The 21,536-nt window shown below is 64.2% G+C and carries 23 protein-coding genes; 11 read left to right on the forward strand and 12 right to left on the reverse strand.

All coding sequences use genetic code 11. From position 1 onward, the window contains the following. Window positions 1-8: 8 nt before the first annotated feature. A complete protein-coding gene (locus OB905_04840) occupies window positions 9-716 on the reverse strand; it encodes a class I SAM-dependent methyltransferase (GenBank protein ID MCU4925314.1) in 708 nt (235 codons plus the stop codon). A gap of 261 nt (window positions 717-977) precedes the next feature. Here OB905_04840 and OB905_04845 point away from each other — a divergent pair, with 261 nt between their 5' ends. Further along, entirely contained in the window at window positions 978-1,259 is a 282-nt protein-coding gene (locus tag OB905_04845) for an ArsR family transcriptional regulator (protein MCU4925315.1), read from the forward strand. 63 nt (window positions 1,260-1,322) lie between these two features. Continuing rightward, complete coding sequence (locus OB905_04850; protein ID MCU4925316.1) at window positions 1,323-2,021, forward strand: YkgJ family cysteine cluster protein; 699 nt, start codon at window positions 1,323-1,325, stop codon at window positions 2,019-2,021. 117 nt (window positions 2,022-2,138) lie between these two features. Here OB905_04850 and OB905_04855 read toward each other — a convergent pair whose 3' ends face one another. Further along, the gene (locus OB905_04855) at window positions 2,139-2,555 is read right to left on the reverse strand and encodes a TRAM domain-containing protein (protein ID MCU4925317.1); all 417 of its coding nucleotides are present in this window, start codon (window positions 2,553-2,555) and stop codon (window positions 2,139-2,141) included. 44 nt (window positions 2,556-2,599) lie between these two features. Beyond that, a complete protein-coding gene (locus OB905_04860) occupies window positions 2,600-4,375 on the reverse strand; it encodes a radical SAM protein (GenBank protein MCU4925318.1) in 1,776 nt (591 codons plus the stop codon). A gap of 230 nt (window positions 4,376-4,605) precedes the next feature. Here OB905_04860 and OB905_04865 point away from each other — a divergent pair, with 230 nt between their 5' ends. Then, window positions 4,606-5,100 (forward strand): Hsp20/alpha crystallin family protein, encoded by a 495-nt coding sequence (locus OB905_04865; GenBank protein MCU4925319.1) that lies wholly within the window; start codon window positions 4,606-4,608, stop codon window positions 5,098-5,100. A gap of 559 nt (window positions 5,101-5,659) precedes the next feature. Here the strand turns inward: OB905_04865 and OB905_04870 are convergent. Continuing rightward, window positions 5,660-6,841 carry an FAD-binding oxidoreductase gene (locus OB905_04870; GenBank protein ID MCU4925320.1) on the reverse strand — a complete coding sequence of 394 codons (1,182 nt, stop codon included), beginning with the start codon at window positions 6,839-6,841 and terminating at the stop codon, window positions 5,660-5,662. A gap of 207 nt (window positions 6,842-7,048) precedes the next feature. On the opposite strand from OB905_04870, the gene OB905_04875 reads away from it, so the two are divergent. Beyond that, window positions 7,049-7,486, forward strand: a complete 438-nt coding sequence (locus tag OB905_04875; GenBank protein ID MCU4925321.1) for a hypothetical protein — start codon at window positions 7,049-7,051, stop codon at window positions 7,484-7,486. Here the strand turns inward: OB905_04875 and OB905_04880 are convergent. The 4 genes from OB905_04880 to OB905_04895 form a co-directional block, all read right to left on the reverse strand. Beyond that, on the reverse strand, window positions 7,483-8,073 hold the full coding sequence (locus tag OB905_04880; protein ID MCU4925322.1) for a CoA pyrophosphatase: 591 nt from the start codon (window positions 8,071-8,073) through the stop codon (window positions 7,483-7,485). The two genes, OB905_04875 and OB905_04880, sit on opposite strands and share 4 nt — an antisense overlap. A 2-nt stretch (window positions 8,074-8,075) precedes the next feature. Further along, window positions 8,076-8,627, reverse strand: a complete 552-nt coding sequence (locus OB905_04885) for a hypothetical protein (protein MCU4925323.1) — start codon at window positions 8,625-8,627, stop codon at window positions 8,076-8,078. Window positions 8,628-8,729: 102 nt separating this feature from the next. After that, the gene (locus OB905_04890) at window positions 8,730-9,857 is read right to left on the reverse strand and encodes a glycosyl transferase family 2 (GenBank protein ID MCU4925324.1); all 1,128 of its coding nucleotides are present in this window, start codon (window positions 9,855-9,857) and stop codon (window positions 8,730-8,732) included. 117 nt (window positions 9,858-9,974) lie between these two features. After that, the gene (locus tag OB905_04895; protein ID MCU4925325.1) at window positions 9,975-11,213 is read right to left on the reverse strand and encodes an MFS transporter; all 1,239 of its coding nucleotides are present in this window, start codon (window positions 11,211-11,213) and stop codon (window positions 9,975-9,977) included. 97 nt (window positions 11,214-11,310) lie between these two features. Between OB905_04895 and OB905_04900 the strand changes: the two genes are divergently transcribed. Continuing rightward, complete coding sequence (locus OB905_04900; GenBank protein MCU4925326.1) at window positions 11,311-11,481, forward strand: hypothetical protein; 171 nt, start codon at window positions 11,311-11,313, stop codon at window positions 11,479-11,481. Between the two features lie 44 nt (window positions 11,482-11,525). Here OB905_04900 and OB905_04905 read toward each other — a convergent pair whose 3' ends face one another. From OB905_04905 to OB905_04915, 3 genes are all read right to left on the reverse strand, one after another. Further along, complete coding sequence (locus tag OB905_04905; GenBank protein ID MCU4925327.1) at window positions 11,526-12,701, reverse strand: DHH family phosphoesterase; 1,176 nt, start codon at window positions 12,699-12,701, stop codon at window positions 11,526-11,528. A gap of 107 nt (window positions 12,702-12,808) precedes the next feature. Continuing rightward, window positions 12,809-13,702, reverse strand: coding sequence for an SDR family oxidoreductase (locus OB905_04910; GenBank protein ID MCU4925328.1), 894 nt, complete (start codon window positions 13,700-13,702; stop codon window positions 12,809-12,811). Window positions 13,703-13,858: 156 nt separating this feature from the next. Beyond that, window positions 13,859-14,275 (reverse strand): DUF5791 family protein, encoded by a 417-nt coding sequence (locus OB905_04915; GenBank protein MCU4925329.1) that lies wholly within the window; start codon window positions 14,273-14,275, stop codon window positions 13,859-13,861. A gap of 90 nt (window positions 14,276-14,365) precedes the next feature. Here OB905_04915 and OB905_04920 point away from each other — a divergent pair, with 90 nt between their 5' ends. Beyond that, window positions 14,366-15,448 (forward strand): tubulin/FtsZ family protein, encoded by a 1,083-nt coding sequence (locus OB905_04920; protein MCU4925330.1) that lies wholly within the window; start codon window positions 14,366-14,368, stop codon window positions 15,446-15,448. A 322-nt stretch (window positions 15,449-15,770) separates the two neighbouring features. Next, window positions 15,771-16,652 carry a phosphoserine phosphatase gene (locus tag OB905_04925; GenBank protein ID MCU4925331.1) on the forward strand — a complete coding sequence of 294 codons (882 nt, stop codon included), beginning with the start codon at window positions 15,771-15,773 and terminating at the stop codon, window positions 16,650-16,652. Window positions 16,653-17,039: 387 nt separating this feature from the next. On the opposite strand, the gene OB905_04930 is transcribed toward OB905_04925, so the two are convergent. Beyond that, the gene (locus tag OB905_04930; protein MCU4925332.1) at window positions 17,040-17,339 is read right to left on the reverse strand and encodes a hypothetical protein; all 300 of its coding nucleotides are present in this window, start codon (window positions 17,337-17,339) and stop codon (window positions 17,040-17,042) included. A 346-nt stretch (window positions 17,340-17,685) separates the two neighbouring features. Here OB905_04930 and OB905_04935 point away from each other — a divergent pair, with 346 nt between their 5' ends. From OB905_04935 to OB905_04950, 4 genes are all read left to right on the forward strand, one after another. Further along, window positions 17,686-18,222, forward strand: a complete 537-nt coding sequence (locus OB905_04935) for a hypothetical protein (protein MCU4925333.1) — start codon at window positions 17,686-17,688, stop codon at window positions 18,220-18,222. A gap of 176 nt (window positions 18,223-18,398) precedes the next feature. Beyond that, window positions 18,399-19,391 (forward strand): signal peptide peptidase SppA, encoded by a 993-nt coding sequence (gene sppA, locus OB905_04940; protein MCU4925334.1) that lies wholly within the window; start codon window positions 18,399-18,401, stop codon window positions 19,389-19,391. Window positions 19,392-19,430: 39 nt separating this feature from the next. After that, window positions 19,431-20,693, forward strand: coding sequence for a DUF373 family protein (locus OB905_04945; GenBank protein ID MCU4925335.1), 1,263 nt, complete (start codon window positions 19,431-19,433; stop codon window positions 20,691-20,693). Window positions 20,694-20,765: 72 nt separating this feature from the next. Then, on the forward strand, window positions 20,766-21,491 hold the full coding sequence (locus OB905_04950; GenBank protein MCU4925336.1) for a diphthine--ammonia ligase: 726 nt from the start codon (window positions 20,766-20,768) through the stop codon (window positions 21,489-21,491). Window positions 21,492-21,536 lie beyond the last annotated feature (45 nt).

The following is a 21,536-nucleotide window of genomic DNA, read 5'->3' on the forward strand; positions in this document are numbered from 1 at the left end:
CCTCCGTCTCATCGCACGCGGGTGTTCCAGTAGGAGACGGAAGCGAGATGATCCGTGATGGGAATCCGCCCGAGCGTCTCGTCGACAGTTCGGATCGGCGAGGCGAGGACGTTCGGAATGGATCGGTAGAGTCCGTAGGGAGCGAGGAAGTCGTCTTCGACCTCGACGAGCGTCAGATCGGTCTTCGCGAGCAGGACGCTCACCTCGCTCTTCGAGTACAGCCGCGACCCCATCGGCAGCGCCCAGTTGTAGACGCTGCGTGCAGAGAAGCGGTTGAACGTGTCGAAGACGATCTGGTCGCGACAGACGCGGCGCATCTCCCGGAGGAAGCCCTCCGGATCGTCAGCGAGGTGGAAAAAGCGCATCGCGATGACCGTATCGAAGTGATCGTCCGGAAACGGCAGTCGTCCGGCGTCGCCACGAAGGAACTCGAGCGTCTCCGAGACGGCTGCATCCTGTGCCTTCTGGCGGCCGTGCTGGAGCATCGCCGCCGAAATATCGAGTCCGACCACGTCTGCGCCGCGCTGGGCGAGCATCACCGTAAACCGCCCGGTACCACAGGCGATTTCGAGTACGTTCTTATCCTCAAGGGGAGAGACCGCGTCCAGAACCGCCTCCTTCTCTCGGCGGTCGATCAGTTGTCCGCCCCGCGAGAACCGCTTGTCGTCGTACTCCTCGGCGACGTCGTCGGCTTGGTACCACTCCTGTCCTTTCACACTGACCGAATCTACAGATCCGAGGGATAAAACGATACTGGAGTCAGTCGAACCGGGCCGATGGGACGGCGGGAGCCCCGCTCGCTTGCCCGAGATCGAGACGCTACCCCGCCGCGTCGATCGCTATCGAGGGCGGGAGCCGGCATTCGTCCACGTCTCGCCCCATCCACATACATATGGTAATAATACACCTATTACAACTTGCATTGTTCGTATCCACATATAGGGAAACTTTACCATCACTGAATTGCAGGAGAGGGTATGAGCACCAGTACGGCCGACGACCACGCCATCGCCGCCGAAGAACCGCTCACCGAGGCCGAATACCGCGACCGACTACGCGACCTGCCACCGAGCGCGAAGCTCGTTGCGAAAGTCCTCGAATCCGAATCACCGCTCTCGCAGGGACAGCTCGCCGAAGAGTCGCTGTTGCCGGACCGCACCGTCCGCTACGCGCTAAATCGTCTAGAGGACGTGGACCTGATCGGCTCCCGGTACAGCTTCCGCGACGCCCGCAAGCAGGTCTACTTCCTGAATCACTGAGCGGTCTGACGGCCGCTACGGTGGACCGACTCGTTTTTTTCCCTCGCCCGCAAGGACTACCACGTGGAAACGGTAGCCGACGAGTTAGTTCGAGCCCGCGAGCTCTCGACGAGCAATCTCGCCGACGCGATCGAGACGATCGGCTTCGAGTGTACCCGCTGTGGCGCGTGCTGTACGGCCGACGGCGACGAGGCGCACACAGCAACGGTGTTCCCGGGAGAGGTACGTACGCTCGCGGACGCCACCGAGCGTGACTGGGAGGAGGTCGCCAGACCGATGCCGTACGGGCTTCGCGAGCGCGACGACGGCAAGACGGTAGGCGAAACCTTCGAGTGGGCTCTCCAGACCGACAGCTGCGGAGACTGTACGTTCTACGCGGAAGCTGCGGACGGCACCGGTAGCTGTCAGGCTCACGAGCACCGGCCGCTGATCTGTCAGACCTATCCGTTCAGCGTAGATCTGAACGAGACGGATTCGTCGGCGGACGGCGGGGCGACGGAGCCACAGGCAGTCGAGACCGTCGATCGACACGGGCCCGTCCGCGCCCACGAGTGTGAGGGACTCGGGCGGGAGATCGACCGCGCCGACGCCGAGAAGCTGGCCCACGCACTGAAAGAACGGACGATTCGTGAGCTTGAGGAGACGATGGGAGTACACGAGTCGTACCGACCGACGCCGGCCAAATCGAGCATCGTCGTCCACGACTCGGAGGGGGCCAAACGCCCCGACGGAACGCGAGTGAGCCCTGATACGGCGCAGTAGTCTCTACGAACTGGGTTCGTGGCAGTTACAGTATCCTGTCGAATTCGGCGTGGCCCCGTCGACACCGACGTCGAGTGTCGCCGAAACCGACCGTGATAAAACGGGGCCGCCGGACGATTAAAACGTCTCTTCTATGATGTCGCCGACGGCGAAGTTCGACTTGACCTCGGTGACCTCGATCTTGACGCGCTCGCCCACCTCGGCGCCCGGAACGATGATAACGTAGCCGCGCTCGACGCGGGCGATCCCATCGCCTTGCTTGCCGATATCCTCGATTTCGACGTATCGCGTCTCCCCGACGTCGACGGGTGGCTGTGGCTCCGATGGCGGAGAGGGCCGATCTGACGACGGCGTGGCCTCGCCGCTTGCGGTCGCCTCTCCGTCTTCGCGAGAGATCAACGCAACCTTGTACACGTCGCCCGGTTCGACATCACCCGTCTCGATTTCCTGTCGGGGAACCTCGATGACGTAGCGGTCGTCCTCACTCGAGATCTCCGTACTGAACAGACACAGGAGTTTTTCAGATATTTCCACAGGTAAACCCTCGTCTTTCTGTCTGAATCGCATCCGTAATAGAACTACCGACCGGATGCCCCCTGTGGACCGGGAAGACGGCCGGCAAACCGGGTCAGATCTACCTCCGAACCGGCGTCGACCTCGTCTACCGAGGCGTACGGCCGGCCGACGACGATATCTCCGGCCGTGCGATCGCCAATCCCGGGGATTGCGGTGAGTTCGTCCATCGACGCCGCGTTGACGTCTAAGGGGTAGGGAACGCCCGTCACCGAGCGGTAGCCGTGGTCGACGACCGCGACGTCGATGACCTCGCCCAGTTCGCGCTCGCCGGGGATACCGACCAGCAGCGGGTAGGTGCCGAGCTGGCGGCCGAACGTCTTCCCGTCCTGGTGGTACTCTAAGTGAACGTCCGGGAGAACAGTCCCCCGGGGGGCGACCCGATCGAGCATGGGATTGTCGATCTCCTCGCGCACCTGCCGTTTGTAGCGCTTGAACAGCGACTTGTGCTCTGTCGCGATCTGGGCGCCAGTGTCTGACATATCGGTGCCGGCAAACGCCATCACCTGGCGGATGTTGACCCGCCGGAGCATGTACCCCTCGTCGTACACTCGCTGCAGGAACTGCATGTTTCGCTCGTAGGTCTCCTCGCGCTCGCCTTTAAGTCCGTGAAGGAGGTTGATTCCGGGCAGGAGCTTGGGGAGTCGGGTCGGGCCACTGGCACCCGAACCGTCGGTGGCAACTCCCGCAGCGGACGCTGCGCCGTCGCCACCGGTCGGGTCGTTCGGCCCGCCCGGTCGCCACCCTGCCTCCTCGTTGACGATCTTGACGGCCTCGAAGCACTCCTCGGCGGAGACGTTCAGATCGTTCGCTTCCTGAACCACCGGATCGGCGGACTCGAGGCCGAAGGCGGCCGTATCTCCCGGCGTGTTGTGCTCGGCGATGATTCGAATCCCCTCCCGACTCTTCTCGGGCCACTTCACGATCGTGATGGGATTCATGTTGTCGAGATGGAGCGTCTCGAGGTCCGGCGCGACCTCGCGGATCCCACCGTAGAGTTGGCGCAAGGCGTCGGGGTTGGGCGCCTCACCGTCGCCGCCGTAGGCGAGGATGTCTGCCTGTCGACCGATCCGGAAGTGTGTGACGCCGTAGTCCGAGAGCGCATCGACCTCGCCGACGACCGACGGCGGCGGCCGGAAGTCGGGGTTGCCGTACAGCGGTTCGGTACAGAACGAACAGCGGTAGGCACAACCCCGAGAGGTCTCGAGTTCGGCGATGAGGTGGTCGGGGTGGTTCGGGTGTTGCTCGACGATGAACGCCCCCTCCCGAGCCCACCGTGACACCTCGTCGACGTCGCGCATTCGGTTGTTGAACCCCTCGAAACCGCTCTCGACCAGATCGTAGACCGCAGCCTCGACGTCGCCTTTGGCGACGAAGTCGAAGTCGAGATCCTGGCGTTCGGTCTCGATGGCACCTTCGTTTGCCTCGCCGACGCCGAACTTGATTGGGCCGCCCATCAGGCTCGTCCCGCCTGCGGTCCAGGCGAGCTTTCGGACTTCGTCAGGTTCTGCCGGCGTGCCGCCGACGTACTTGCCGGGGACGGTCATCCCGCCGAGGTAGATCATGAGGTCGGCCTCGTCGACGTCGCGCCAGCGGTCGGGCTGGTCGCGCAGCCTGTCGATCGTGTGGTAGGTGATCTGCTCGCGAGGGACGCCCGCGTCGACGAGCGCACCCGCGACGTACCGGGGGTACGTCGAGATGTACGGCGGCACCCCGAAGTGAGCGGGCTCGTCGACGTAGCCGTCGACGAGTGTCACCGAGAGCGTCTCGGGGTCTGTCATAGACAGCGATAGCGCCCCGACGCCTAAAACGGTGACTACACGCAGCCCCGTGAACACGAACAGGTCCAGAGCGCGCTTCCGTCAACCGCCACGTTCACGATATCGAACCGTTCGTGCCAGAGAGAGACTGTTCTAACGACAAAAGCACTAAGAAGCGAGCGAACGTAGAGTCAGTATCCGCCAATGAGTCCGATCCACCCCGTCTCGCCCTCCGTCGGAGGTGTCCGCCCGTGACGCTCCGTGACCTCACCGATTCGATCGGTAAGGAGCTTTACCGTCAGGTCGGACGCGTCCAGAGCCGCATCCAGCAACAGCGCGAACTGCCGGTCGACGTCCTCGAGAACGAGACGGGATATCTCGTCGTCTTCGACGCCGCAGGTGCCGAGTTAGCTGACGTCCAGGTGCGGTACGTCGACGGAACGGTCCGGGTCCTGATCGAGCGCGCTCAGCCGGAGTACGACGGGTACGAAATGCGATTCCCCGGACGCTCGAACACTGTCGATGGGTCGGTCGATCTCCCTGCAGACGCCCTCGTCGACCCCGACGACGCCACCGCGACACTCACCGACGGCGGGACCCTCCGCATCGAGATCCCGAAAGAAGACGACGCCAACACCGACGACGCACCAGCGACGGATGCGACAGGCGAGACGGAGACGCGATCGAATCCGGGAGAGCCAGCCGACGCGGAGACGAGCCCACCCGAAGAGCTCACCGTCGACTGAGCCGCACCCGAGATCGCGCGCAGCTGTCGGCTCAAGAAACCGATCGACGAGTATTCTGACCGTCACCGGTCGATAGGCATTCCGGCTTTCACGGCTCTGTTGAAACCCTCACTACCTGACAAGAGAGGCGTGCTGAATATAGAGCATGAAGTCAGCAGTTGAGTAATGTTGATTCCTCACGGTTGCGGATGAACCAGCAAGTCAGTGTTGACTGACTTATTTCCGCAACTCACATACATATGATTGGATTATTTATCATATGGAATCAGATAAGATCCTCTTCGGTATATTGGGTCTACAAATCGCCGTTGTTGCCGCAGCACATGAGATTATTAGCGAGATATCCTTCGCAGCAGAAGGTCCGGTAATAATCTTAATGTGGGGTAGTATTTTAGTCACACTTTCTGGATTTTTGGTAGGACGAACCGGTCGCTAGTATGTAATTGCGATTGGATTGACTTCTCTGTTTGATCGGGGGCATCAGATGCTGAGTTTGCGCTCTCAATTCAGCACGACCGCTGAAACCTATCACTGATTGAGGGTTTCAACAAGGCCGCTTTCACCGATTGACAGCCATTCCGACCTCGATGTCGAACGACTCCGTGCCGTCAAATCGCGTCGGATCGAAGTCGCCGGCGGCCTCCTCTTCTAATATCAACTCCGCGACCCGGTCGCCGATCGCCGGCGCCCGCATGAACCCCTCACCGTCGAAGCCAGTTGCCACGTACAGTCCGTCACGGACCCGCCCGACGAGCGGGTCGCGATCGGGCGTCGTCGTACAGAGGCCGGCCCAGGAGCGCTCGACCGAGAGCGAAGCCTCGGGCAGTCGCGTCTCGAGTTTCGAGACGAGATCGTCGACGAACTCGGCATCGGCCGTCGGATCGTACTCGTCGGGATCGGCTTCGCTGAGAACGGCGCCGTCGCCTGCGAGGATTCCGTCTGCGTGCGGGCGGAGATAGTACCCGGCCGACGCGTCGTAGCACATCGGCTCCGAGAGCGAACCGCTCGCGACGAGCGCCTGGACGCGGTAGGGCTTCATCGCGATCGGGACGTCTGCGCCCCCAAGAAGTGCCTTCGTGTGCGCGCCGGCGGCGACCAGGACGGCGTCGTACTCGCGGTACTCGCCGTCGGGGAGCACGACGCCCGCCGGGTCGGTTCGAATCTCGACCGGCGTATTCGTCTCCAGGGTCGCGCCGGCGCCGGTCGCCGCCGCAGCCAGGCAGGCCGTATAGCGTGCCGGGTCGGCGTATCCCGCGGCGCCGGCGATGCCGGCGACGGCGACGTCGTCGGTTGCCAGTGCGGGAAACCGGTCGGCCAGCCCGTCGGCGTCGAGTTCGAGCGCGACGACGCCATGCTCTTGCATGCGCGCGATCCCGTCGCGGATCGCCTCAGCCCGGGCCGTGTCGCCCTCGCGGGCGAACCAGACGTAGGGGCACTCGACGAACGGGAAGGTGTCGTCGCCGGAAAACGCCCGGAAGCGCTCGATGGCCTCGCCGGCAATCGCGGCGTCGCGCTCGTCGGCGAAGGCGTCGTAACAGAGCCCAGCTGCCCGTCCAGTGGCGCCGCCGGCGACAGTGTCGCGGTCGTAGAGCGTCACGTCGGCGCCAGCGCTCGCGAGATCGTACGCCGCGGTCGCACCCACGGCACCGGCACCCACGACCGCGATCTGTCGGCCTGCGCCGCGGTCGACGAAGGCGTCGGCGCCGACGGCCAGTTCGGCGTCGGGCTCGGAATCGCTCACAGTCGTTCACCTCGTAGCCGGGGGTTTCGGAGGGAGCTCGTTCCCGTTCGCTCGAGGCTTCGGTCGGCAGACGAGATCGACTCGAATCCATCCATACCTCAGCGTGGGTAACGGGGGTCCTTATTCTCACGGGGTCCCGTCGGTCGATTGCACGAACTGAGATGGGCGCAAAGAGCTATCTGGGCTCCCCGAAAGGAGAGCGGTACGATGGCTCCTCGTCGACGACTCTCGCCGACGGCAGCCGGGATTGCCGCCGGGCTCCTGTTTGTGGCCACCGCACTCGTCGTCCACCTGCGTCTCGTGGTCGCCGAGTACGGGACCGGGCTCGCAACCGGTCCACGGACGGCCCTCTGGGTGTTCGGCGGGGCGTTTTTCCTCGTTGCGGTGCCTGCGTCCGTCTCGGTGCGCTACCGCGTCTACTCGCCCGTGATCGTCGCCACCGCCCTCTACGCGTGGCTGCTCGCCGCCTCGTGGTCGGCGATGGTCGAGTCGGCGCAGTCTCCCGGCGCTGGGTTGACGGCGACGCTGTTCGAACTCAGCCTCTGGTACTGGCCGCTCGTAGTGTGGATCCCACTCAGCGCCGGCGCCGTCGAGTACGGACTGCGCCGACTGACCAGCTGGAGTCGACTGCCCGCGAGTACCTAGTACCGGGACTGATCGACGGCATCTGCCGGTTCGAACGGAGTGGTCAGTGAAAGCAGTTGGACCAGAATCTGTCCCGTCGCGCCCCAGACGGTGTAGCCGTTGACGCGGAAGTAGTGGACGAGAATCTCGCCGTACTCGGGGTGTGTTCTGCGCTCTGACGTGTAGTTCTCCGGATCCAGAAGCGCCGAGACGGGAAGAACGACGATCTCGGCGACCTCGCGTTCGTCGGGATCGTAGGTGCGATCGGGGATACGCGCAGCAAACGGTGTGACGGCGTACTCACTGACCGTCCGAATGTCGTCGAGGCGACCGACGGGATCGGCAGCGGCCGGATCGAGTGCGATCTCTTCGTTGGCCTCCCGAAGCGCGGTGTCGAGAAGCGTCTCGTCTGTGGGTTCAGTCCCGCCACCGGGGAAGCTCATCTGACCTGGGTGCTCCCCGAGGTGTTCTGCGCGCTTGGTAAACAGCAGGTAGTCCTCGCCGTTGCGGTCGATAACCGGCGCGAGGACGGCGGCCGTGTAGGCCTGATCGTCGACCGTTCGAGGCTCGTAGGCGGCGACGGAATCGAGTGCGAGGCGCCTGGTCATGGTCACTCCGTGTCGAGTGCCGCCTCGAGTCGCTCTCGCTGGGCCGAGAGATCGACAGGGGCCCAGGCTTCGGCGTCGTAGCTGGCGTCGAGCAGGTGTCGGAGCCGGTCTCCGTCGGCAGAGAGGTGAGATGCTGGCTGGTCATCCGCGGGAGACGCTTCGCCGACCGCAGCCGAGACTGCGTCGGCGAACGCCTCGCGGAACTGATCGGCAAGCGCCTCGCGGTCGAGCCGCCGGCGCTCGACGTCGAGAATGTGCGGGACGTCCTCGGCGTGTTCGGGCACGCGCGGGAAGGCCGTGGGACCGGCGACGAGCAGCCGGTCGCCGCCGTCGGCTGCGATCGGATCCGCCGAATCCGCAAGAACGTCCGGATCGCACTCGACCAGCGCGAACGCTGCGAGCGCATCGTCGACGGCGTCTGCGACCGCGTCCTCGTCGACGGCAGCACCGTCGGCGCGGTAGGCCGTCTCTCTGAGCGCCCGCTCGAGTTCCGGGCGAGTCAGGCCACCGAAGAGGTCGACGACACCGGCGAGTTCGTCGGCCATCGGAGTCATGGTCGAGGAGACGATGGGAACGCTGATAATCGTTCCGTCGGCGGCGAGTGTGGCACCACGAGGAGAGTCCGACGATGAATCGAGTCGGCCTGCTCGACGGGGTCAGTCGCCGACACCTGACTCCACTGGCTCCGTGAGCCACGGACGGGCGGCTCGCAAGACCGCGTCGGGATCGATTGGGGCGTCGCTCCAGCGCGGCAGTCTGGAAGCCGGGTCGGGCGGCGAGATCGAGTCGGCGTAGCGCTCCAGTTGCTCGCGCTCGGCTGTGGCATCGTACGTGAGTCCGTTGAAGCGGGCGTCGGCCTCGTACTGGGCGATCAGTCGCTCGCCAGCGTCGAGGTAGGCGTCGGGGAGCGTCTCGTAGTCGGGATCGACGCCGCGGCCCTCGAGAACCGACAACAGCGTGGCAACGACCTCGCGGCTCATCCCCTCGAGGCCCTCGGTGCCGGCGACGGCTCGGTGGTCGTGCTCGTGACGACCCAGGTCGACCTGGGCGGTGCCCGCGAAGCCGGCGTGGTCGAAGGCGTCGCCGAGGGTGCCGACCTCGAGCCCCCAGGTCGGTGGCGCGCGAAGCCGACGGGCGAAGGCAGAACTCGCGGCGAACTCGCCGGCGAGAGCGTACCGGAACGCGCCCAGATAGTCGAGGATCGGGGCGTCACTATCGGTCACGAGCGCCCGGATCAGGGGTTCATAACAGAGGCGGAACAGTCGACCGTAGAGGCGATCGTTCTCGACGCGCGCGTAGTAACCCTTTGCGAACTCGAAACCCATCGTCAACGGCGCCACGAGTCGCGCGACGTGGTCGGCCTCGTAGCTGCGGGCGTCGGCGTCGTGGACGACGACGTAGTCGGCCTCGGCTGCGGCCGGCCCGAGCGCCAGCCAGACGTCGCGTCCCTTGCCGCGCTCGCGGGTAAGCCCCGCCTCCGCCAGCAGTGCGTCGACTGCCGGCGCGTTACACCAGAGCACGGTCGTCGGGAGAGAGAAGGAGTCGAGCCACTCCCGGACCGGCTCGATCCGATCGGTCGAGGCTCGGAGGGGAACGTAGACCGCTGCGGGATCTGCCCGCTCGAGTTCTCCCAGCACGCGCTCTGCGGCCTCGCTTCCGTGTTCGCGGGCGGTCATCGGGACCACCACTGCCGTCCGGGACAGCGGCTCCCGAGAGTCCGCGACCGTCGGCTCGTCGGCCCCCAACCCGTGGAGCGTCGTAATTCGCTCCTGGACGTACTCCATCGGTACAGACTTCGGCCGGATCACCAAAACGGCCACGGCTCCGGCCAATCGTTCGAGAAGCGGTCAATTCCCGCTTGCGGCGTGGACCTGTCACCCCTCGCTGGCCGGGTCACCCCATTAGCTCTCGCTGGCCGGTCGGACACCGCCGGCTCCGCCCGCCGGTAACAGCCCAGCGGCGTAACAGCCAACCAGAATCACGGTCATGGCGACGAGGCCGACGGCGAGCCCGCCGAAGACCTGATCGAAGCCGTAGCCGAGGTCGACGAGACCGCCGACGAGGACGCTCCCGACGGCCTGAATAGGCATCATCGTCGCACTGAAGACGGCGTAGGCGCTGCCGCGGTGCTGATCGGGAAAAGAAGCGAGCAGGTAGGTGTCCGTCGCCGGGAAGAGGCTGTGCATGACGTAACCGAGGATCGCGGAGACGGCGGCGACCGCGACCAGCCCCTGGGCCGTGATCAGGGCGACCAGACAGGCGGCGAAGCCGGCGAGAATCGCGAGGATCAGCGGGACGAACGGGACCCGATCCGCGATAGCACCGGTCAGCCAGAAGGCGGGGACGCCGGTCGCGAAGACGACGGTCAGCAGCAGCTGCGAGACGCCCGCCGAGAACCCCTTCGTCTCCACCAGGTAGGTCACGTAGAGGTTGAACACGCCGTTCCAGACGAGCCCGGCGAAACCGACGACGACGACCCCGACGAGGACGAGGCGCCACTGGGCGGCGAGGGCGGCTCCGAGGTTGCGGTCGGCTGCGCCGGCATCGGGCAACGTCGCGCGGCGCGTGGCGAGCGCGAAGTGGACGGCCGAGACGAGCGCCGCGAGCGCGATCAGGACGAAGACGACCCGCCAGGCCGCGACCGGCCAGCGCGCAATGGCGTAGGCGGCAGCGACCACGAGCGGCGCCGCCACGGCCGCGAGCTGGCTCGCGGTGCCGTTGATCCCGATCGCACGCCCGGGGCGCTCCGGGAAGAGTTCGCTCAGGAGCGGCATCGCGGCGACGTAGTAGACGCCGCTTGCGACCCCCATGAGCACGGCGCCGACGTAGAGGTGGGCGAGTGAGTTTGCCGCCGCGGCGACGAGCGATCCTCCGGCCAGGACGAGTCCCGAGACGAGCACGATCCGGTGGCGAGCGACCCGCGTCAGCAGGTACCCCGTCGGAAACCGGGGCGCGGCGCTGCCGGCCCACGCGAGCGTCGCCAGCAGACCGACCGCGCCAGCGCTGGCGCCGAAGGTCGTCCGAAACGGCTCGAGCAGCGGCGCGTAGATCACGCGCCCGAGGTTGACGAGAAAGACCAGCAGACACAGCGAGCCGAACACCTGTGTCCGGCCCTGGAACCGCGTCGCTTCCGCAGACATGCATTCCCAGAGACGTCCCAGGGGGTCAACGCTTTCGACCCACGTGTCGGACGGACAGCCCCGGTCTTTTTCTCCCCCTCCTTCGTATGGGCCGCGTATGAAAACGATCCGGAAAGGCCTGCGAGAGGGAACCCTGGAGAAAGACACCTACGAGCGGGTCGTCTGCGTCGAATGCGAGAAACCGCTGAAGACGACGAACGATCCGGACTCGATTACGACAGTCCGTGCGTGTCCGGACTGTGAGACCGAGTGGAAAGAGTTGCGGTAGCCGTTCTGGCAGGTCATCGACTACGACCGTGTTCTGTCGCCCGACTACGACCGATCGCCGGACAGCGTCGCGAACAGCCGGTCTTCGAACTGGGACTTGCTGACGCCCTCTGAGGGGCCGATACCGCCCATATGTTCGACGGAGACCTGCCCGCCGCCCATCCGAGCGTGCCCACCAGCGTTGGCCATCGGAATGTCGCTGACGGCGTGGCGCAAGGATTCGCCCATGTGAACGCGGTCGTCACGCGAGCGCCCGGAGAGATGGAGCGTGCCGTCGTACTCTCCGAAGACGACGACCGCCGTCACCCCCTCGAGGTGCATCAGTTCGTCGGCAGCCTGGGGGATGGCATCGACGTTATCGAGTTCGCCGACGTCGCAGACGGCGAACGAGCCCTCGACGCGCTTCTCGGTGATCGCCTTGGCTTTGATCTGTAACACGTCGTCGCTGACCTGCGGATTCGCGATCCGGTCGAGAAGATCCTCGTCGATGAGCGGATAGAGGACCGCGGCCGCGTCGAACTCCGCCTTCGAACAGCCGTTCGTGAGGTGGTTCGTATCCGAGAGAATACCATAGAGCAGTCCAGTTGCGAGCTCCTCGGAAACGCGAACGTCGGCGTCCTGGTCGTCGCTCGTCGCACCGAGCGCCTGGAGATACTCGACGAAGATCGTCGCCGCCGCCCCGTAGTCAGTTCTGACGTCGGTAAACGCCGTCCCGGTCCCGTTTCCGGGGTGGTGGTCGACGACAGCAATCGGTTCGACGGTCTGGGAGCCGGTAAAGCCCCGCGGCGTGTTGTGATCGACCAGCACGACGGCCTCGGCAGCCAGTTCCGAGTTCGACTCGACCTGCTCGACGTCTAAATCGAGAACGGTCCGGAACGCGCGGTTTTCCTGGTGGCGAATCGCACCCGGATACTGTAAGGTTGCCTCGGTGTCGACGGAGTCGGCGAGCGCGGCGACGGCCATCGCACACGACATCGCGTCCGGATCCGGGTTCGGGTGCATCAGGACAGAAACCTCGCCGACGCCGTCTAACACCCGACGCAGACGGGTACCAGGGGGCCTGCGAGCCCAGCGAAACAGCCACCATCCCCCGACGGCGATCGCCAGACCAGCGAGTACCAGCAGCGAGAGGACGAGTGGGTCGGTCGTCTCGGCGACCTCACTGACCGCATCGACCGCGAGGATCGCAGCGCCGTCGATCCCGCTGCCGACCGCTATCAGCGACACCGTTTCACCCGCCATACAGACGCAATCGACAGTATCCCCCGAGAGCACATACTCCACACTCAAATCGAGCAACCAAGAATTTTCCCCCAGTCAGCCGGTGACTACTCGCCAGATCGGACCGCCGCGATCGCGTCCCGGTACCCCTCGCGGTAGGTTGGATAGGCGAACTCGTAGCCCAGTTCGCTCAGTTTCGCGTTCGAGCAGCGCTTGCTCGTTCGAAGCCGGCGCTCGGCGGCATCGGAGAGGTCACCGGCCGCAATACGCTCCTGGGTAGTCTGTTTCGGCGGCTGCTCGCGACCGGCTTGCTCGGCGAGCCAGTCTGCGAACGTCCACTTCGACGCTGGCTCGTCGTCGACCACCTGGACGACATCACTGCGGGCGAGGTCCTCACAGAGGAGATACCGGACCGCGCCGGCGGCGTCGTCGCGATGAACCATGTTCAGGTATCCCTCCGTCACCGGCCCCTCGAGATAGCGCTCCAGCCGGTAGCGATCGGGACCGTACAGCCCCGCATAGCGGGCGACGGTCCCGCCGAGACCGTGTTCGGGCGCTTCGTCGAGTGCAATCCGCTCGGCTTCGGCGAGCACTGCAGTCTTCTCTGTCGTCGGCTCGATCGGCGTCTCCTCGTCGACCCAGTCGCCGTCGTGGTCGCCGTGAACGCCCGTCGAGGAGGTGTAGACGAGTCGATCTGGCGCGTCCGTCCGCGCGCCGAACGTCTCGATCGTGGTTCGGAGTCCGTCGACGTAGATCTCGCGGGCCGCGTCGGCGCCGCGGCCGCCGCTGCTGGCGGCGAAGACGATCGCGTCGACGTCGGGAACCGCAGCGAGCGCGTCCGCGTCGGTAACGTCTGCCTGAACTCCCGCGAATCCGGCGTCTTCGATCCGGTCGACGCCGTCGCGCGAGCGGCGAACCCCGACCGCGTCGTGGCCTCGCTCCGTGAGCTGTCGACCAAGTTCGAGACCGACGTAGCCACACCCCAAGATAGCAACGTGCATACTCGTACTGGCAGTTGGTCGAGCATAACGTCACCGCTCGCTGATGAGTTTCTGGTGGGGAGGGATCGACACGCTACCGGAATCGAGTTTCTACCGGAGCCGAATCTCTACCAGAACCGAATGGGTGCGGAGATGCCGACAGGATCGACCGTCAGGCTACGGCAGTGCGTCGACGATCGCGTACTGCAGGTGGACGTACTCCGCGAACGTCATCGGCGTTCGACGCTCGATTTTTTGTTGGATCTCTTTGGGTTCGAGGGCGAGATCGAGCTCAGCCGCGAGCGTATCGACGTCCATCACCGCCGAGGACATGCCGAGTAAGAGATGCTCGCAGGCGATCGTCTCGATTGTCTCCGGGTCGGGTTCGCCGCCTGTGAGCGACTGAATCTCGGCCGCCTCCGCGAGCGTCAGTTCGGCGTCGTCGATCGAGACGAGCCGATCGCGGTCGATATCGGTCTGGGCTGTGACGTCCTCGAGACCAACGTCGTCGACGATACTCGACAGCTCCACTGCGTACTCGGTCCGGAGAGCCGCCGGTGAGGCGGGGACGGAGCGTCGCTGTTCGTAGAACATGTGTACACCCAGGGGGATCGAACCCAAAGGGGTTGCCATCCATCGGCACGATCCCAAACGTTGACTACCCCTCCGGCGCATCCAACTGGCATGAAGGTTGCCCTAATTGGTGTGGGACAGGCGGGGGGAAAAGTCACGGAGCGGCTGGTCAAATTCGACGCAGACATGGGGTTCGACGCGGTTCAGGGAGCGGTCGCGATCAACTCCGCGACGGCGGATCTCGACGGACTCGACGTCGTCGACACACAGCTGGTCGGTGCAGATCGAGTGAACGGACACGGCGTCGGCGGCGACAACGAACTCGGCGCTGAGGTCATGCAGTCAGACATGCAAGAGGTCATCGACGGAATCGACGGCCGCGTGACCTCCAAGGCCGACGCCGTCTTCGTCGTCGCAGGACTGGGTGGGGGCACGGGGAGTGGCGGCGCCCCGGTACTGATCCACAATCTGCAACAGATCTACGACGTGCCAGTGTACGCGCTGGGCATCCTCCCTGGACAGAACGAGGGGGCTCTCTACCAGGCCAACGCGGGCCGGTCGCTGAAGACCGTCGTTCGCGAGGCTGACGCAACGCTGCTGGTCGACAACGACGCCTGGCACGAGCAAGGCGAGAGCGTCGAGGGTGCGTTCGAGACGATCAACCAGCGAATCGCCCAGCGGATCGGCCTCCTGCTGGCGTCCGGAGAGGGCGTCGAGGAAATCGGTGAGAGCGTCGTCGACTCCTCAGAAGTCATCAACACGCTTCGCCAGGGCGGCGTCGCGGCGCTTGGCTACGCCAGCGCGGTCGCAGGCGAAGACAGCGAGGACAACATCAACACGGTGATGAGCATCACGAGGCAGGCCGTACTCACGGGAGCAAGCCTACCCGACGCGACGACGGCGGAAGCCGCGCTGCTGGTCGTCGCGGGGCGTCCAGGCTCGATTCCTCGCAAGGGCGTCGAGCGCTCGCGGCGCTGGCTCGAGGACGAGACCGGGAGTATGCAGGTTCGCGGCGGCGACTTCCCACTCCAGAGCGACCGGCTGGCCGCGCTCGTCGTGCTGGCCGGCGTCGAGCGCTCAGACCGGATCGAGACGTTCATGGAACGCGCGAGACAGGCCCAAAAGGAGGAGCCGGAATCGACGGAAGATCCGGCCGAGGCGTTCTCCGACGATCGGCTCGAGAATCTCTTTTGAACGGCGAGCGAACAGAGAGACAACTCGCCTCGACGCTGTCACCGACGGGGGGTCAGTCGCCGAACCGAGCGACGGGTGGTATTTATACCCACCACTACACCGTGGGAACGCTCGACACGGCAGATACGCCCCCTGTCAACCGTTTTCAGGGGGTTGCGGACCGGTACATTTAAATTACGCCGGACGGTATTGCCAGTTACCAGAACGCCACCGGGGCGCGTATCGCTCGACGATCGATGACAGGAAATCTTATTCACCGAGGTTTCGCAGATCCTGAGCGACCGCTGTCGCCGGTGCGGGTATGGAATCGAGGGACCAACACATGGTAGACGAATCACAGAACATCGAACTGACAGAAGACGATCTCGAAAACAAATCCAAAGGGCAGCTGATCAAGAAGGCCGGACAGCTCCGTGACCGACGGAACGACCTGAACCAGATGGCCTCCGAGCGGGCCTCGAGCCGAGATGACCTGAACGCGAAGACCCGCGAGAAGGTCGACGAGGCACAGGAGCACCGAGAGAAACGCGACGAGCTAAACGAGCAGGTCCAAGAGCACAAAGAGCAGCGAAACGAACTCAACGCCGAGGCCAACAAGCTCTTCGACCGCGTCGAGCAGCTCAAGTCCGACATGGAGCTCGACGAGGGCAAGGATCTCGAGGAGCTCGAAGAGGAGATCGAGCAACTCGAGTTCAAACAGCAGACGGAAGTCCTCTCCAGCGAGGACGAGCGCGAACTCATCGAGAAGATCGAACAAAAGCGCGAGGAGTACGCAGAGCGCAAGGGCAAACTCGAGCAGAACGACGACTTAGAGGAGCTCGTCGAGGAAGCCGAAGAAGTGCGATCTGAAGCCTCCCAGCACCACCAGAAGGTGACCGAGCTGGCCGACAAGGCCCAGGAACACCACAACCAGATGATCGAGGCCTATCGCGAGGCCGACGACATCCGCGACGAAGCCGACGACATGCACGACTCGTTCGTCGAGGCCCAGGAGGCCGCTGACCGACACCACGAGGACTTCGTGCGCGTCCAGAAGCGCCTACGCGAGCTGGACAAGAAAGAGGAAAAGCAGCGCCAGTCCGCCCGGGACAAGAAGAAAGAGGCCGCCAAAGAGGAAGCCGAGGAGATCTATCAGAAGTTCAAGGAAGGCGAGACGCTCGACACCGAGGACCTGATGAAACTCCAGAAGACGGGCCTGCTCTAAGCCCGGCGTAGCGAGACGACGCGAGTTTTCCGAGGACAGCAGCACCACGAGAGCAATCAGTGCGCTAAGGCGCGTAGAGACGGGCAGCGACGGAACGTGGATGTGTACTAACAGAGTGAGACGCGTTGTCTGTTCAGAGGTGGTTGGGGTGTGTAGTCAGTAGACACAAGCATAGTACCGTGCTCAACCGCTGTGGAGAGCAGTTTGTCAACACGGTCACGACTGATACCCCGGTCTGCAGTCATATTACCGGTCTGCCATCATATTACTCGTGTTGTCTAGGTTTGCCGCAACGAGTTCTATGACTCCGTCGTAGCCGTTGCTCAGTGGAGCAGGAACGAGTGGGTCTCGTTCAGCGCAGCCCAAAAGTCGTCTGGCGCGTGGCGGTCAGGCGTCGGAGGCGACCCCGACCTGTACGTCATCGCTGCCGCGTACGACGACGTCGTACCCAGCGTACTGGAACGTAACATGCTCGACAGTAGCGTGCCCGGTGAACAGGTTGTTGAGCGCATCAGGATCAATGAAGTCGTGAAGCGGCGGTAGTTCAAGGAGATCAGTACCGCTCGCCTCCGCGACCGCTGAGACAACCGCAAACACCGGCGTAGTATCGGAACCGTGGTCGGCTATTTCGATGGTAGAATCGGCTGCGTTGTCTGAACCATCGACCGCACTAGTAGGACCGCTCATCTCGACCATGCTCCGTTGTCCAACAACCCCGTATAAAAGCCTTGCCAAAACACGTTGGCAGCCAGCAGATATAACCCGGTGGTGTTGGTCGACTCATAAATCACTATTGGAGATTTTGTACAGTTGGTTAATATCAAATTATGCGTGACTGACTGCAATCGTCTGTTGTTGACGGCAGCGGTCACTTCGCACACGCACATAGCAAATCACCGTTATTCGTTGCAGGCGGCCTTCAATTGATCTCCCCGTTCAGTAGAGGAAGTAAACCGATCAACTACCCATAGCAGTTCCAGATTCTTACTCATGTATCCAGAGTTATAAATAGTCCTGTCTGAAATGTAGAACAATGGTTTCCAGACGAAAGGTAATCGGCGTCTCCGGGAGTGCACTATTGGGTAGCGCGCTGGCAGGCTGTCTTTCGGATTCGGACACTCTCTCAGCTGAACTCCTGCAACTCAAAGGGATCTCCGTCAGATGGAGGCACGAGAGTCGCACCTATTCGGATCAACTACTCCGACTGTACTCCGACGGCGAAAGTGAGATAACCGGACAAGTGGCAACGGAGTACGATCACATTGTCTCTTCCCTCACAGAGGCCGTCGTCTCTGAGGAAATCCATGAAACGTTAGAAAGCGAGTTTGAGGACGTTCGCTATGTGATCGGCGTGTGTGGCGACGATTTCGGCGACGACGATCACGGTTGCCGAAACGCACCAACGTCCAGAGAGGATTTCAATAGTGTTCAGTTCGGTGATCGGGCAGACGTCAAGATAGACAATAATCTGATTGACGTTCAGGACATTGAGAGCGGTGACGTTGAAGACTGGGACACAGATATTAACGAATTCGAGTGGAGTGAGCGCCACGCAGAGCACGGACAATAAGCACTGACCAGGGTTTCGGTTGCTATTGCCTTCTCTGGTAGACGTTCAGTTCGCATGCACACTGAACAATCCGAACGGGTCCTCTTCTCCTTGTAACCCTTCACACGTCCCGCGACGTCAACGCTTAACAGCGGTGCGCACGCACGTCACCCCATGAACCAGAGGTGTGTACGCCGGTGAGTGAGAAGGATCTCCTCAGACTCGGAATCGTCGCCGTCGGGACGGCAGTCGTCGCCATCCTCGGCGTTGCGCTGTTCGTCGTCTATCCCCAGAGCCTCGCCGACCTCTTCGGCGTCCTGCTCGCGGTGATCGTCGCGGTCGTCGGGATCAAGTTCGCCGGTAACGCGGCCGGTTCGATCGCACCCGACTACGACGTCGCCGAAGTCGCCGTCTCCGGGCCGATCACCCGCGACGGTGGAGGCGGACGGCTCCCGACGGGACCGCGCGGGACGCCCGCAGACGACATCGTCGAGCAGATCGACCGCGCCAACGAGGACGAGGCCGTCGAGGCGCTGGTGGTGAAGCTGAACACGCCCGGCGGCGAGGTGGTTCCCAGCGACGATATCAAGCGCGCTGCCGAGCGCTTCGAGGGACCGACAGTCGCCTACGCGACGGACTACTGCGCCAGCGGCGGCTACTGGATCGCCAGTGGCTGCGACGAACTCTGGGCGCGAGACGCCAGTATCGTCGGCTCGATCGGCGTCATCGGCTCGCGGGTCAATGCGACCGGGCTGGCCGAGAAGCTCGGGCTCTCCTACGAGCGCTTCGCCGCCGGAGAGTTCAAAGACGCGGGAACGCCGTTAAAGGAGATCGACGAGAAGGAACGCGCGTACCTCCAGGGGCTAATCGACGACTACTACGAGGCGTTCGTCGAGCGCGTCAGCGAGGGTCGGGACCTCGACGCGGAGACGATCCGCGAGACGGAGGCGCGAGTCTACCTGGGCGGCGAGGCCCACGAGCTGGGGCTGGTCGACCGCCTCGGAACGCGCCGCGAGATCGAGGACGACCTCGCCGACCGGTTGGGGACCGACGAGGTGACCGTCCGCGAGTTCGAACCAAAGCGACCACTGGCATCCCGCGTCGGCGCCGAAGCGCGCGCAGTCGCCTACGCGCTCGGCTCGGGGATCGCCGGATCCGCCGAGGACGGTCGCTTTCGACTTCGCACCTGAGGGCGTGGTTTTATCGTTGCCCACCGTCGAACGGAAACCGTGACAACCCTGGTCGTCTGCCTCGACCGGACCGACGACGTGGGTCGCCGGACCGGCCTGCGCTCGCCGGTCGTCGGCTGGGAGGCAGTCCGCGCGCTCGTGACCGACGTCGGCCTCGCGGATCCGGAGGATTCAGGCGTTAACAGTCTGCTCGAGACGCTCCGCGTCGCCCAGGACCTTCGCGACGAGGACGAGGAGGCCGTCGTCGCCGTGGTCTCGGGCGACCGGGAGTCGATGGTGTCGGCAGATCGGGCGGTCGCATCCCAGATCGACGACCTCGTCGCCGAGTACGACCCGGACTCGGCAGTTGTGGTGATCGACAGCGCCGAGGACGAGCGTCTGGTCCCGATCGTCGAGAGTCGGGTCCGGGTCGACTCGGTCGACCGAGTAGTGGTCAGACAGGCCAGAGACATCGAGTCGACCTACTATCTGCTGAAGCAGTTTCTCGCCGACGAAGAGTTGCGCCAGACCGTTCTCGTGCCGATCGGCTTAACGCTGCTCGTCTTCCCGATGCTCGCGACGCTCGTCGGACCGGCAGAGGGCGCAGCCGCGATCACGACCGTGATCGGGCTCTTCTTGCTCTACAAGGGGTTCAGCCTGGACGAACTCACGGCTTCGCTGGCCCACCAGGTCCGCGAGTCACTGTACACCGGTCAGGTGTCGATCGTGACCTACGTGGTCGCGGGTGGGCTGACGCTGGTCGGCCTCTTTGCCGGTGCACTCGGCGTCTCGGGGCTCGAGTCGGACCAAACGCAGAACATCCTGCTGCCGGCGGCGACGTTCGCCTTCGAGGGCGTCCCGTGGCTCGCGATGGCGGCGTTGACTGCAAGCGCGGGTCGCCTGTTAGACGAGATCATCCGTGACCGCCCGCTGCGGGCATCCTACCTCAATCTGCCATTTATCGTGGTCGCCGTGGGGCTCGTCGTGCGCGGGTTCTCGGCGTACTTCCTCGAGACGCAGGCGGTCATCGGCTCCCTGGCGATTCCGCCGGTGAACCTCGGCTGGCGAACGGTCGGCGATATCCAGGTAACCGCCGGGGAACGACTGGCGCTGTACGTCACGGCTGGCATCGTCGTCAGCCTCGTTGGCGTTCGAATCGCATCGTGGCTGAGCGGGACGCAATCGGAAGACGGGACGGAGCCGACGGAGAGACGCGACGAGGTCGAGCGCACGTCCGAATCCGAGCTCACAGACGGGAGCGGCCGTCCCCAATTTGACGGCGAAGACGGAGTGGGTGGAAGCGACGAGCGCTCGGAGGAGTGAGTTGACGGCGAGTGGTTCGGATCTTCCCGACGGACTCGCCACCCCTATAGTGACGCAGGCGTACCCTCGGACATGAGCGAGCCTGCGGGCGCGTGGATCAGTCTCTTTTCGGGCGGCAAGGACTCCTCCTGGGCGCTGTACCGCGCCCTAGAGCGGGGGCTCCCGGTCGAGCGGCTGGTCACCGTCCATCCAACTGGCGACTCGTATATGTACCACACGCCCGCGACTGACCTCGCGACGCTTGCAGCCGAGAGCGTCGGGATTCAGCTCGTCGACGTCGAGCCCGACGACTTCGACGCCGGAGCAGCGACCGACTCGGGCGCGCAGGGCGACGCCGAACTCGAGCCGCTCGAGGCGGCACTGAGAGAGCTCGACGAAGAGCTGCCGGGCGGCGTCGCCGGTGTGACTGCTGGGGCCGTCGAGAGCGAGTACCAGACGAGCCGCATCGAGGCGATGTGTGAGCGACTCGACTGTGATCTGTTCGCGCCGCTGTGGCAAGAAGAGCCGCGGGCGCTCGCCGAGGAGATGCTCGATGCCGGTTTCGAGATCCAGATCGTCCAGGTCGCGGCAGCGGGGCTCGACGAGTCCTGGCTCGGCCGGACGATAGACGCAGAGGCCCTCGCCGACCTTGAGCGACTCAACGAGGAGTACGGCGTCCACATCCTGGGTGAGGGCGGCGAGTTCGAGACACTCGTTGTCGACGGCCCGCACATGGATCGCCGGATCGACCTCGAGTACGAGACTGAGTGGGAGGGAACGCGAGGGTCGATCCAGGTCACGGACGCGCGGTTGGTGTAGGCGCTCACCTCCCCCGAGTGAGCGAAGCGAGTGAGGGGATTTTTG

It is taken from the genome of Halobacteria archaeon AArc-dxtr1 (assembly GCA_025517425.1).
GTDB lineage: Archaea > Halobacteriota > Halobacteria > Halobacteriales > Natrialbaceae > Halostagnicola.

Excerpts from the sequence above, each read along its gene's own strand:
- OB905_04900 (MCU4925326.1), top strand. The coding sequence starts at position 11,311 with ATGAAAACGATCCGGAAAGGCCTGCGAGAGGGAACCCTGGAGAAAGAC.
- OB905_04950 (MCU4925336.1), top strand. The coding sequence starts at position 20,766 with ATGAGCGAGCCTGCGGGCGCGTGGATCAGTCTCTTTTCGGGCGGCAAG.
- OB905_04890 (MCU4925324.1), bottom strand. The coding sequence starts at position 9,857 with ATGGAGTACGTCCAGGAGCGAATTACGACGCTCCACGGGTTGGGGGCC.
- OB905_04875 (MCU4925321.1), top strand. The coding sequence starts at position 7,049 with ATGGCTCCTCGTCGACGACTCTCGCCGACGGCAGCCGGGATTGCCGCC.
- OB905_04930 (MCU4925332.1), bottom strand. The coding sequence starts at position 17,339 with ATGAGCGGTCCTACTAGTGCGGTCGATGGTTCAGACAACGCAGCCGAT.
- OB905_04885 (MCU4925323.1), bottom strand. The coding sequence starts at position 8,627 with ATGACTCCGATGGCCGACGAACTCGCCGGTGTCGTCGACCTCTTCGGT.
- OB905_04910 (MCU4925328.1), bottom strand. The coding sequence starts at position 13,702 with ATGCACGTTGCTATCTTGGGGTGTGGCTACGTCGGTCTCGAACTTGGT.
- OB905_04880 (MCU4925322.1), bottom strand. The coding sequence starts at position 8,073 with ATGACCAGGCGCCTCGCACTCGATTCCGTCGCCGCCTACGAGCCTCGA.
- OB905_04845 (MCU4925315.1), top strand. The coding sequence starts at position 978 with ATGAGCACCAGTACGGCCGACGACCACGCCATCGCCGCCGAAGAACCG.
- OB905_04920 (MCU4925330.1), top strand. The coding sequence starts at position 14,366 with ATGAAGGTTGCCCTAATTGGTGTGGGACAGGCGGGGGGAAAAGTCACG.
- OB905_04925 (MCU4925331.1), top strand. The coding sequence starts at position 15,771 with ATGGTAGACGAATCACAGAACATCGAACTGACAGAAGACGATCTCGAA.
- OB905_04860 (MCU4925318.1), bottom strand. The coding sequence starts at position 4,375 with ATGACAGACCCCGAGACGCTCTCGGTGACACTCGTCGACGGCTACGTC.
- OB905_04915 (MCU4925329.1), bottom strand. The coding sequence starts at position 14,275 with ATGTTCTACGAACAGCGACGCTCCGTCCCCGCCTCACCGGCGGCTCTC.
- OB905_04895 (MCU4925325.1), bottom strand. The coding sequence starts at position 11,213 with ATGTCTGCGGAAGCGACGCGGTTCCAGGGCCGGACACAGGTGTTCGGC.
- OB905_04935 (MCU4925333.1), top strand. The coding sequence starts at position 17,686 with ATGGTTTCCAGACGAAAGGTAATCGGCGTCTCCGGGAGTGCACTATTG.